The following is an 11300-nucleotide window of genomic DNA, read 5'->3' as shown; positions in this document are numbered from 1 at the left end:
ACGGTGACCTGGGGGAGCGGGGCGGGCCGAGGACGCGCCGGGGTGCGGCCCGGGGTCCCGCTCCGGCGCGTGCGGCCGTGCCGACGCCGGGGGCGGTCAGTCGGTGTCGTTGTCCTCCATGTCGCCCTCTCCGCCGTTGTCCTCGTTCCCGCCGTCGTCGTCCTCTCCGCCGTCCTGGTTGTTCTCCCGGCCGCCGTCGTCCTCGTCGCCCTGGTCGTCGCCCGGCGTGTCCACGGTCGGGGCGTCGGCCCCCTCGGGGTCCTCACAGGCCGCGACGCCGAACACGGCCACGGCGGCGATCGCCGAGCCCGCCAGCGCCCGGCGCAGGGCGGTCGCTGTCCGCCTGCTGATGTCCTCGATACTCATCGCCGACTCCCTCGGGTCTCGACTGGTGCCGGGGCCGCCCGGAACCTGGCGGGGGCACGAGCCGTGTGTTATCCGTCCGTGACCCACCCTAGGGCGTGCTCCGCGTCCGTGGCCAGGAAAGCGCGGAGAGTGACGGGGTGCGGTGTGGCGCGGCTGCGCCGTCCGGTGGGCCGTGGGCGGGGGCGGACGCGCGCGGGAGAGGAGGGGGCGATCGACCCGCGCCGCCGCCCGGGGCGTGCACGGCGGCGGCAGCGGGTCAGCGGGGCGCGGGCTCAGTCCTCGTCGCCGCCGTCGTCCTCGTCCTCGTCGTCCTCGTCGTCGCCGCCGCCTTCATCGTCCTCGTCGTCCTCGTCGTCGCCGCCGCCTTCATCGTCCCCGTCACCGCCGCCGTCGTCGCCCTGTTCGACATCCACGTTCGGCATGAGGTCGTCGCAGGCCGCGGAGCCCAGGACCACGACGGTGGCCAGGGCGCCCACGGCGAGTACCCGGCGCAGTGCGGACAGGGCGGTGAGGAGCGGTTCGAACATCTTCAAGCCAGACCTCCGGATCTGCGGGCGGGCCGCGGGGGCGCGGCCCCGTGCAGCGGCCAGCCTAGGACCCGGCCGCGCCGGGGGCCGGGGCGCCCCCGCCCCTCCGGAGGCCGGGCCCGTGCCCGGGACGACCGGGGGCGGACCCGGCGGACGCCGCGCACGGGACGAGCCGCCGGCCATGCGCGTGTGACACGGAGCGCGCATGGCCGACGGCTAGGGGGCGGAGGCCGCCCGCCCCGCCCCAGCCACGAAAGCGGGGAGGGACGGCCTCCTGGGAACGAAGACCAGTGTCAGTGAGCCGCTGAGAACTGGTCTTCCTCGGTGGAGCCGGTGAGAGCCGTGGTGCTGCCCTCGGGGGAGATGGTCGTGCTGATGGAGTCGAAGTAGCCGGTGCCGACCTCGCGCTGGTGGCGGGTGGCGGTGTAGCCCCGCGACTCGGCCGCGAACTCGGCCTCCTGGAGCTCGACGTACGAGGTCATCCCGTTCTGGGCGTAGCCCTGGGCCAGGTCGAACATCGAGTAGTTGAGCGAGTGGAAGCCCGCCAGGGTGATGAACTGGAACTTGTAGCCCATGTGGCCCAGCTCGCGCTGGAACTTGGCGATGGTCGCGTCGTCCAGGTGGCGCTTCCAGTTGAAGGACGGCGAGCAGTTGTAGGCCAGCATCTGGTCCGGGTGCTCGGCCTTGATCCGCTCGGCGAAGTCGCGGGCCACCTCCAGGTCCGGGGTGGCGGTCTCCATCCACAGCAGGTCCGAGTGCGGGGCGTAGGCCAGGCCGCGGGCCACGCAGGCCTCGACGCCGTTGCGGAAGCGGTAGAAGCCCTCGGCGGTGCGCTCGCCCGTGATGAAGGGCTGGTCGCGCTCGTCGACGTCGCTGGTGATCAGGGTCGCGGCCTGGGCGTCGGTCCGCGCGATGACCAGGGACGGGACGCCGGCGACGTCCGCGGCCAGGCGGGCGGCGTTGAGCGTCTTGACGTGCTGCCCGGTGGGGATGAGGACCTTGCCGCCCAGGTGGCCGCACTTCTTCTCGGAGGCCAACTGGTCCTCCCAGTGCACGCCCGCCGCGCCGGAGGCGATCATGCCCCGCATCAGTTCGTAGGCGTTGAGGACGCCGCCGAACCCGGCCTCGGCGTCGGCCACGATCGGCGCGAGCCACTCGGGCGCGCTGTCGTCGCCCTCGGCCCAGGTGATCTGGTCGGCGCGCATCAGCGCGTTGTTGATGCGGCGGACCACGGCCGGGACCGAGTTGGCCGGGTACAGGCTCTGGTCGGGGTAGGTGTTGCCCGAGAGGTTGGCGTCGGCCGCGACCTGCCAGCCGGAGAGGTAGATGGCCTTCAGCCCGGCGCGGACCTGCTGGACCGCCTGGTTGCCGGTGAGGGCGCCGAGGCTGTTGACGTAGTCCTCGGTGTGGAGCAGGTCCCACAGGCGCTCGGCGCCTCGGCGGGCCAGGGTGTGCTCCTCGGTGACCGAACCGCGGAGCTTGACCACGTCGTCGGCGGAGTAGGTGCGCTCGATACCGGCCCACCGGGGGTTGGTCTCCCAGTCGCGCTGGAGTTCGGCGCTGGCTTCCTGTCGTCGAGCGCTGGTGCCCATCTTCGTTCCCGCCTTACGTGTAGTCCCCAAGTGTTCACACCGGTCGAGAAGGCCGGGTCAGAGCCAGGGGGTGAGCCCTGAGCGGTAAGTTCCCCGCCGGTAACTAGATTCTTGGGCAACTTCCGGGGCTTTTCCACTCGAAATCTTGCGAAGATCGACGTTTCTTTCCGTATCATGAAGCCATGGCGTACTTTGGTGCTGAAGAAATACCGTCTTTGACGGGTGACCTGGATCTCGTCACCTTTGGTCAGCGGCTCCGCCACCTGCGGCGGGCGCGCGGCCTCACCCTCTCCGAACTGGGCGAACGCGTCGGCCGGGCCCCCTCCCAGCTCTCCCTGCTGGAGAACGGCAAGCGCGAGCCCAAGCTCTCCCTCCTCACCTCCCTGGCCTCGGCGCTGGGCGTCTCGGTGGAGGAGCTGCTGTCCAAGCAGCCCCCGAGCCGCCGCGCGCAACTGGAGATCGCGGTCGAGGAGGCCCAGCGAGACACCCTCTACCAGGAACTGAACCTGCCGCACCTGAGGATCGGCAAGCGGGTCCCCAACGACGTGCTCGAACACATCGTGGGCCTGTACGGGGAGCTCCGGCGGCGCACCGCCAAGCCGACGGCCACCCCCGAGGAGGCCCGCCGGGCCAACGCCGACCTGCGCCGCCAGATGCGCGAGCGCGGCAACTACTTCGAGCAAATCGAGAAGGCGGCGGCCCAGACCCTCGACGCCGTCAACTACACCGCGGGCCCCCTGTCCCAGGGGCAGATCCTGGCCATCGCCACCCACCACGGTTTCTCCCTCAAGTACGTGCAGGACCTGCCCCGCTCGGTCCGCTCCCTCACCGACCACGTCAACCGGCGCATCTACCTCAAGCGGGAGACCACGCTGGGCATGCACAGCCCGCGCACGATCCTGCTCCAGACCCTGGGCCACGTCGTGCTGGGCCACGGCAGGCCGCGCGACTTCGGCGACTTCCTGCGCCAGCGGGTGGAGGCCAACTACTTCGCCGCCGCCGTCCTCATCCCCGAGTCCACCGCCGTGCGCTACCTCCAGGAGGCCAAGCAGGCCCGCGACCTGTCGGTGGAGGACCTGCGCGACGTGTACTCGGTCTCCTACGAGATGGCCGCGCACCGGTTCACCAACCTGGCCCACCGCCACCTGGACCTGGTCTGCCACTTCATCCGCAACGACGAGACCGGCATCATCTACAAGGCCTACGAGAACGACGGCCTCGTCTTCCCCACCGACGACACCGGGGCCATCGAGGGCCAGCGCATGTGCCGCCAGTGGTCCGGGCGCCAGGTGTTCGCCTCACCGGACCGCTACTCGATCTACTACCAGTACACGGACAAGCCCAACGGCACCCACTGGTGCGTGGCGCACGTGGACCCCAGCCGCGAGCGCAACTTCGCCATCACCCTGGGCGTGCCCTACAAGGAGTCGCGCTGGTTCCGCGGGCGCGAGACCACCAACCGCACCAAGTCCAACTGCCCCAGCGGCGAGTGCTGCGTGCACCCGCCGGCAGACCTGGCCGCGCGCTGGGAGGGCAACGTGTGGCCCTCGGCCCGCGCGCACTCCCACGTGCTCTCGGCGCTGCCCTCGGGGAGCTTCCCGGGAGTGGACGAGCACGACGTCTACACCTTCCTGGAGAAGCACAGCGACGACTGAGCGGCTGATCCGGCGGGGTGGGCCGGGGGGAGGGGGTCGGCGCGCGCCGACCCCCTCCCCCCGCGCGTGCCGCCGTACGGCGGCGGACCGGTGCGTCAGCGCACCGGCAGGCCGGTGACGGCGCGGCCGATGATGAGCTTCTGGATCTCGCTGGCCCCCTCGAAGATCGTGAAGATGGTGGCGTCGCGGTGCCAGCGCTCCACGGGGTACTCCCTCGTGTAGCCGTTGCCGCCCAGGATGCGCACCGCGTTCTGGGTGACGAACGTGGCGGTCTCGCTCGCGTAGAGCTTGCTCATCGAGCCCTGCGCGCTGTCGAAGTCCTTGTCGTTGCGCGCCATCCACGCCGCGCGCCACACCAGCAGGCGGGCCGCGTCGATGCGGGTGGCCATCTCGGCCAGGGTGAAGGCCACGCCCTGGTTCTCGCCGATCGGGCGGCCGAACTGCTCGCGCTGGATGGAGTAGTCGCGGGCGTACTCGTAGGCGGCGCGGGCGCAGCCCACAGCCATCGCGCCGACCGTCGGGCGGGAGGCCTCGAAGGTCTTCATCGCGGCCTGGCCCTTGGACCCCCTGCCCTCGCGGGCGCGGGCCAGGCGCTCGTCGAGCTTGTCCTTGCCGCCCAGCAGGCACGAGCCCGGCACGCGCACGTCGTCCAGGACCACCTCGGCGGTGTGCGAGGCGCGGATGCCGTGCTTGGCGAACTTCTGCCCCTGGCTCAGCCCCGGCGTGTTGGGCGGCACGATGAACGTGGCCTGCCCGCGCGAGCCGAGCCCGGGCTCCACCGAGGCGACCACGACGTGGATGTCGGCGATACCGCCGTTGGTCGCCCAGGTCTTGGTGCCGTTGAGCACCCACTCGTCCTTGGCCTGGTCGTAGACGGCGCGGGTCCGGATGGCCGAGACGTCGCTGCCCGCGTCGGGCTCGGAGGAGCAGAACGCGGCGAGGCGGATGTCGTCGGGGGTGCCGAACATCTGCGGCGTCCACTCGAAGAGCTGCTCCCGGGTGCCGTTGGCGGCGACGGACACCGCGGCCAGGCCGGTGCCGGTGATGGCCAGGGCGATACCCGGGTCGCCCCAGTACAGCTCCTCGAAGGCCACGGGGATGCCGACGCCGCTGGGCTCCAGCCACTGGTCGGCGAAGAAGTCGAGGGAGTACAGGCCGATCTTGGCGGCCTCCTGGATGATCGGCCAGGGGGTCTCCTCCCGCTCGTCCCACTCGGCGGCGGCGGGGCGGATGACGTCGGCGGCGAACCCGTGGGTCCAGTCCCGGACCTCGCGGACGTCCTCGCTCAGTTCCAGGCTGAAGCCGGGCGCGGCGGCCTCGCTCATGCGCTCACATCCTTTGTCGGGGGCCCTCCGGGGGGGAGGGGATCAGTATATGTTACCAACGGTAACAGTTGGCTTCGCCTGCCACAACGCCGTGCCCGCGCGCGGGACGCTCCGGGCGCCCGTCGGGCCCCGGCGGCGACCGGCGGCGGAGCGGCTCCTCCGGCCCGGCGCCCTCCGGTGCGCTTCGGAGAGTGGCCGGGCGATTTCGGCGGCCGAAACCCCTGCGCTGGCGGCGCTCCGCGACCTAGACCGAGGGCATGGGCCTACCCTTCCCCCGGGTTCGAGTTCCCTCCACGCCCCCGCGGACGGCCTCCGTCCGCCTCCTCCTCGCGCTCCCCGTGCTCCTGTGCCTGGGCGGCTCCTGCCTCCCCTCAACCGACGACGGGAGCGCGAACGCCCCGCCCCGCTCGGTGCCGGACCCGGGACGGCGGCGGAACGGACCGCCCTGACCGGTCCGAACGCCCGACCTCTACCCTGGCCCACATGGACACCACCGCGGGCAACGGCGCCCCCACCCTCACCATCCCCACCGGATACAACGGCCCCGACGGTTCGGGCAACGGCGGCTACACCGCCGGACTGCTCGCCGCGCGGCTCACCTCCGTCGGCGGACCGGCAGTCCAGGTCACCCTGCGCACCCCGCCGCCCCTGGGCCGCCCGCTGACGGTGGAGAGCGGCCCCGGGGGCGCCCTGCGCCTGACCGACCCCGACGCGGTGGAGGGCGCCCGCCTGGTGGCCGAGGCGGTGACCGCCGACCTCCCCGGCACCTCCACCGTCCCCGGCGGACCGGTCACCGTGCCCGAGGCCCGCGAGGCCCAGGCGCGCTACGCGGGCCTGACCGACCACCCCTTCCCGCGCTGCTACAGCTGCGGCCCCGAACGCGCCGAGGGTGAGGGCCTGCGCCTGTTCGCCGGTTCCGTCAGCCCGGGCAGCGGCCCCGACGGGGTCGGCAACACCGTCGCCTGCGCCTGGACCCCGCACCCGTCCCTGGACCAGGGTTCCGGCGCGGTCGACCCCGCCCAGGTGTGGGCCGCCCTGGACTGCCCCGGCGGCTGGTCCAGCGCCATCTCCGGCCGCCCCGCCCTCCTGGGCCGCATCACCGTCCGCGTGGACGAGACGCCCCGGACCGGCGAGGCCCACGTGGTGACGGGGTACCTGGAGGCGGTCGACGGCCGCAAGATCACGACCGCCAGCGCCCTCCACGACGGCGCGGGCCGCCTCCTGGCCCTGGCGAGGGCCACCTGGATCGCGCTCCGGGCCTGATCCGGGGGCCGCGAGCCGCTACGGTGAACCCTTGTGGCACTCGAACGCGCGCGGCCGACCGCGCTGACCGACAGCAGTGACGCCTCCGGCGCGCCCGTGCCGGAGGCCCCGGCCGCCCCGCGCGGGGGGCGGGGCGCGCGCGGACGCGACCCCGAGCGGCGCCGCGCCATCCTGGACGCGGCCGACCGGGTGATCCAGCGCGACGGCCCGGACGCTTCGATGGTGGTCATCGCGGCCGAGGCCGGGATCAGCAAGCCGATCCTGTACCGGCACTTCGGGGACAAGGGCGGCCTGTACCGGGCGCTCGCCCGCCGCCACGTGGACCCGCTCATCGAGCGCATCCGCGAGGAGCTGCACCAGCAGACCGGGTTCGAGGTCCGGGCCCGCGCCACGGTCGGCGCCTACCTGTCGATGATCTCCCAGAACCTCAACCTCTACCGGTTCCTGATGGACCGGGCCACCTCCGAGGACTCCCGGACCCGCGGCGACCTGGGCATGATGGTCCGCCGCCTGGGCGAGGAACTCGCCGACCAGCTCGTCGCCGAAGGGCGCGTCGGCGAGCGCCCGCGCTCCCAGATCGTCGCGCACGCCGTCGTGGGCATGGTGCAGGCGGCGGGGGAGTGGTGGCTGGAGCACCCCGGGGTCGGGGAGGAGGAGATCATCGACGACCTCACCGCCGCTGTGGTCGGCGCGATCCGCGCCAGCCGGACCTAGGCAGTGTTTTTTTGAGCCTCCGCTCCGCTTCGTCCCGCCCGTCGCCCGCCACCACCCCCAACGGACGCTGAGCGCGGTCCTTCTTGTGTCCGGGCGCCCGGAGAACGGGAACCTTCGGTGCCTGCGGCGGGTTCGCTCGTGCCCACCCGTCGCCCGCCACCACCCTCAACCGACGCCTACGGCGCGGTTCTCCCAAGGGAACCCGTCTCCGGCACCTCCAGAACCCCGTGGGCGCCCGAACCAACCCCCCCACAAGCTGAGAGCGGTTCAAAGAACAGGCTTGGACGGCTTTTCCTCGTTCTCCCTTGACCTGGAGCGCACTCCAGGTCCCATGCTTGCTGTCCATGAGGGACTACTACACGCCGGGCCAGGTCGCGCAGCGCTTCGACCTCACCCTGGACACCCTGCGCTACTACGAGAAGGCGGGGCTGCTGCGCCGGGTCGAGCGCTCCCCCAGCGGGCACCGCCGCTACCGGGCCGACGACGTCGAGCTGCTGGACATGATCCGGTGCCTGCGTGAGACCGACATGCCCATCGTCCGGCTCCGCGAGTTCGCCGAACTGATCCGCGAGGGCGAGCACACCGTTCCCGACCGCCTGGACCTGCTCCAGGGCCACCAGGAGCGGCTGGACGAGCGCATGGAGGAGATGCGCCGGTGCCAGAAGGTGATCCAGCACAAGATCGACCACTACCGCGGCGTGCTCGCCGCCCGCGCCCCCGAACCCCTCGAGGAGACCTCCTGATGCGCTACACCACCATCGGCGACCGCCGCGTCAGCGCCCTGTGCCTGGGCGCGATGAAGTTCGGCAGCGAGACCGACGACGCCACCTCCGCCGCGCTGCTCGACCGCTTCGTGGCGGCCGGGGGCACCTTCGTGGACACCGCCGACTGCTACCAGTTCTGGGTGGAGGGCTTCGAGGGGCACGAGAGCGAGACCTTCCTGGGACGGTGGCGGCGCGAGCGCGGCGTCACCGACGAGGTGGTCATCGCCACCAAGCTCGGCGCGCAGCCCACCGTGCCCGGCACCGGGATGGAGACCAAGGAGGGGCTGTCGGCGCGGGCCGTGGCGACGGCCGCCGAGCGCAGCCGCGAGCGCCTGGGCACGGACCGCCTGGACGTGCTCTACGCCCACAACGAGGACCCCGAGACCCCGCTCACGGAGACACTGGGGGCCTTCGCCGCGCTGGTCGACGAGGGCGCCGTCTCCCAGTTGGGACTGAGCAACCACCGCGCCTGGAAGCTGGAGAGGGCCCGCGCCGTCACCGGGGCCCGTGGCTGGCCGCGCCCCCGGGTGCTCCAGTACCGGTACAGCTACCTCCAGCCCCGCCTCGACGTGCCGCTGCGGTCCGCGGGCCACATGCACGCCACGCCGGAACTCCTGGACTTCGTCCGGGCCGAGACCGCCGAGGGCCGTGACTACACGCTGGTCGCCTACACATCCCTGCTGTGGGGCGCCTACACCCGGCCGGACAAGGCCGCCGGGCTGGACCGGGCCTACGACCACCCGGGCACCCCCGCCCGCCTGGCCGTCCTGGACGACGTCGCCCGCGAGACCGGCGCCACCCGCAACCAGGTCGTGCTCGCCTGGCTGATGGGCGGCGACCCGAAGGTGGTGCCGCTGGTGGGGGTGAGCTCCCTGGAACAGCTTGACGAGGCGATCGAGGCCACCGACCTGGTGCTCAGCGACGAGCAGTGGAGGCGCATGGCCGAGGCGGGGTAGCTCGGCGGCGGGCGTGGCCGGGGGCGGTCACCAGTCCCGGACAAACCACGTGTAACACCTCATATGTATTCATGCGCGGTTTTCACCATCCTTTGACCGGATACCTTCCCTAGTGGCGGCGGAGCGGCCGCGCCGCATCGGTCCGCGAACCCGTGGGAGGGGCGACTTGCCCGACAGCACGTACCACCAGATCCACTTCGCCTGGGCCGAACCCACCCTCCTCGGACGGTTCGGCCCCGGGCCGGCCGCCTCCTCCCTCCACGAGGCCGAGCAGCCCGTCCTGCGCTCCTGGCGGGACCGCCTCCTCCCCGCGCTCACCGCCGACTACCGCTCCGCGCTGCCCGACACCGACCCGGGGGAGTACCCCGAGACCCTCTGGGCGCGCGCCTACCCCGACGGGCAGGCCGCGCTGGTCTACCGCTGGCCCGGCGACGTCCGGTCCGCGCACGCCTGGGCCATCGTCGGGCCCGCGCACGGCCTGACCCTGCCGCGGCTGCTCTCCCTGCACGAGAACCCCCACACCCGCCCGGCCCCGCGCCGCCCCCCTGAGCCGGGCTGGGCGACCATGGACACCCTGTCCACGCCCGAGCCCTGGGAGCGCACCGCCGCGCCCGGGGCCTTGCGCACCCGCGACCGGCGCGCCGCCGAGACCACCGTCGGTGACGAACCCCTCCTTGCGGGCGCGGTGGCCGCCGCCCTGTACCGGCCCGACGCGCCGATCCACATCACCCTGGCGCCCGAGCGGGCCGACCTGTGGCAGGCGGTGCAGCTTCGCTTCCTGTGGGGCGTGCACCGGGTGCTGCACGACGTGCTCACCCCGCCCCGCGCCATCCCCGCGGCCGGGTGGAGCTGGTCGTTCTCCACCTACGAACCGGTACCGGGCACCTCGGACGGCCAGCACCTGGCCTTCGTCCCGCCGGTCGCCGACGCGCCCGGGCCCTTCCTGCGGCCCCCGGCCCCCGACTACCGCGCGGTCGCCGAGGGACTCGTGTCCGTCCTGCGGGAGGAGGGCGGGGACGCGCTCGCCCGCCACCTGGCCGAACGCGGCATCGCCGAGGCCCCGACCTTCGCCGACCGCCGCGCGCTGCTGTGCGACTGGCTCGCCCCGCGGCCCCGGCGGTTCGAGGACGTCCCCGTACCCGAACGGCTGCCGGACGAGGACGCCGTGTACGGAGGGGAGTCCCTGCCCGACCTGCCCGAGGCCGAGGCCCCGGGGGAGGAGGAGACCGGCCCCTGGCCTCTCCCCCTGCCCCGCGTCCAGGTGGGCCGCCCGGGCCTGGAGGCGGACCCGGGTGTGCCCGGCGGCCAGCGCTCCCTGAAGGGGATCACCGATGAGGGCGTGGAGTCCTCCGCCGCCGGAGCGGGCGGCGGACGGCTCGGGGACGGCGAGGCGGATGGGGACAACGAGGCGGACGGGGACAACGAGGCGCTCTGGCCCGAACCCGCGTCCGGACCCCCGCCGCGGGGACCGGAAACCGACGGCCCCGGTGACGCCCCGCCGCGCCCGCACCCGCGCATAGCCCCTGCCCGGGGACAGGGGTCCGCGGTCCCGCAGGACCCCTCCGAGCGGCCCGGTGTCTTCGGGGCGCCCGAACCGCACCGCAGACCGCGCCTGGTCCCGGGCACCGGCGGATCGGCTGACCCCGCCTTCGGGCCCGATGACCCCGAGCCCCGTCGGTCCGCGTCCGCGTCCGCGGGCGAGGAGGCGGAGCGGAGCGGGTCCCGGTCCGCCGGTGCGCCGATCCCCGACGGACCGGAGGAGGAACCGTCCCGCGAGGGCGGAAAGCCCGCCTCCCGGAGCGGCCCGGAGACCTTCCGGTTCCTCGGCCGCGGCAGACGCGCCGTTGCGGAGCCCGACGAGCCCCCGACCCGGGGCGGGGAGCCGCCGGCCGAGGCCGCGCCCGCCCACGGAGCGTCCGAAAACGGGCCCGCGAGCGGTACGCCGGGAGGTCGCGCCGCGCACCCGTTCGAGTTCGCGGACGGAGCGCGGCCGGAGGCGGCCGTGCCCGCGCCCGAGGCCGAAGCCCCGCGTGAGGTGGACGCGCAGGCGCCACCGGTCCCGTCCCAGGACACCTTCGGAACGGGCGGCACGGCGAGCCTCGCGGGCGATTCCGCCCCGCCCCCCGAATCCCTCCTCC

General features: G+C 73.5%; 10 protein-coding genes. 6 read left to right on the top strand and 4 right to left on the bottom strand.

The features are described 5' to 3' along the window. Window positions 1-96: 96 nt before the first annotated feature. The 3 genes from ABD54_RS22855 to aceA form a co-directional block, all read right to left on the bottom strand. Window positions 97-366, bottom strand: a complete 270-nt coding sequence (locus ABD54_RS22855) for a hypothetical protein (RefSeq protein ID WP_047871592.1) — start codon at window positions 364-366, stop codon at window positions 97-99. Window positions 367-638: 272 nt separating this feature from the next. Beyond that, on the bottom strand, window positions 639-893 hold the full coding sequence (locus ABD54_RS22850; RefSeq protein ID WP_235432162.1) for a DNA primase: 255 nt from the start codon (window positions 891-893) through the stop codon (window positions 639-641). A gap of 293 nt (window positions 894-1186) precedes the next feature. Beyond that, window positions 1187-2485, bottom strand: coding sequence for an isocitrate lyase (aceA, locus tag ABD54_RS22845; protein WP_047871590.1), 1299 nt, complete (start codon window positions 2483-2485; stop codon window positions 1187-1189). Window positions 2486-2700: 215 nt separating this feature from the next. Between aceA and ABD54_RS22840 the strand changes: the two genes are divergently transcribed. Continuing rightward, window positions 2701-4140 (top strand): helix-turn-helix domain-containing protein, encoded by a 1440-nt coding sequence (locus ABD54_RS22840; RefSeq protein WP_047871589.1) that lies wholly within the window; start codon window positions 2701-2703, stop codon window positions 4138-4140. Between the two features lie 95 nt (window positions 4141-4235). Here ABD54_RS22840 and ABD54_RS22835 read toward each other — a convergent pair whose 3' ends face one another. Continuing rightward, window positions 4236-5465: an acyl-CoA dehydrogenase family protein gene (locus ABD54_RS22835; RefSeq protein WP_047871588.1), complete on the bottom strand. Its 1230-nt coding sequence runs from the start codon at window positions 5463-5465 to the stop codon at window positions 4236-4238. Between the two features lie 483 nt (window positions 5466-5948). Here ABD54_RS22835 and ABD54_RS22830 point away from each other — a divergent pair, with 483 nt between their 5' ends. The 5 genes from ABD54_RS22830 to ABD54_RS22810 form a co-directional block, all read left to right on the top strand. Next, window positions 5949-6728, top strand: coding sequence for a hypothetical protein (locus ABD54_RS22830; RefSeq protein WP_047871587.1), 780 nt, complete (start codon window positions 5949-5951; stop codon window positions 6726-6728). Window positions 6729-6761: 33 nt separating this feature from the next. Continuing rightward, entirely contained in the window at window positions 6762-7442 is a 681-nt protein-coding gene (locus tag ABD54_RS22825; RefSeq protein WP_047871586.1) for a TetR/AcrR family transcriptional regulator, read from the top strand. Window positions 7443-7786: 344 nt separating this feature from the next. Then, the gene (locus ABD54_RS22820) at window positions 7787-8185 is read left to right on the top strand and encodes a MerR family transcriptional regulator (protein WP_047871585.1); all 399 of its coding nucleotides are present in this window, start codon (window positions 7787-7789) and stop codon (window positions 8183-8185) included. Beyond that, complete coding sequence (locus tag ABD54_RS22815; protein WP_047871584.1) at window positions 8185-9162, top strand: aldo/keto reductase; 978 nt, start codon at window positions 8185-8187, stop codon at window positions 9160-9162. Before ABD54_RS22820 ends, ABD54_RS22815 begins: the two co-directional genes overlap by 1 nt. A 166-nt stretch (window positions 9163-9328) precedes the next feature. Next, a partial coding sequence (locus tag ABD54_RS22810; RefSeq protein WP_047871583.1) for a hypothetical protein occupies window positions 9329-11300 on the top strand: 1972 nt, incomplete at its 3' end.

The organism is Nocardiopsis sp. RV163, assembly GCF_001029525.1.
Classification (GTDB): Bacteria; Actinomycetota; Actinomycetes; order Streptosporangiales; family Streptosporangiaceae; genus Nocardiopsis; species Nocardiopsis dassonvillei.
This window is presented reverse-complemented; position numbering and strand designations above follow the sequence as displayed.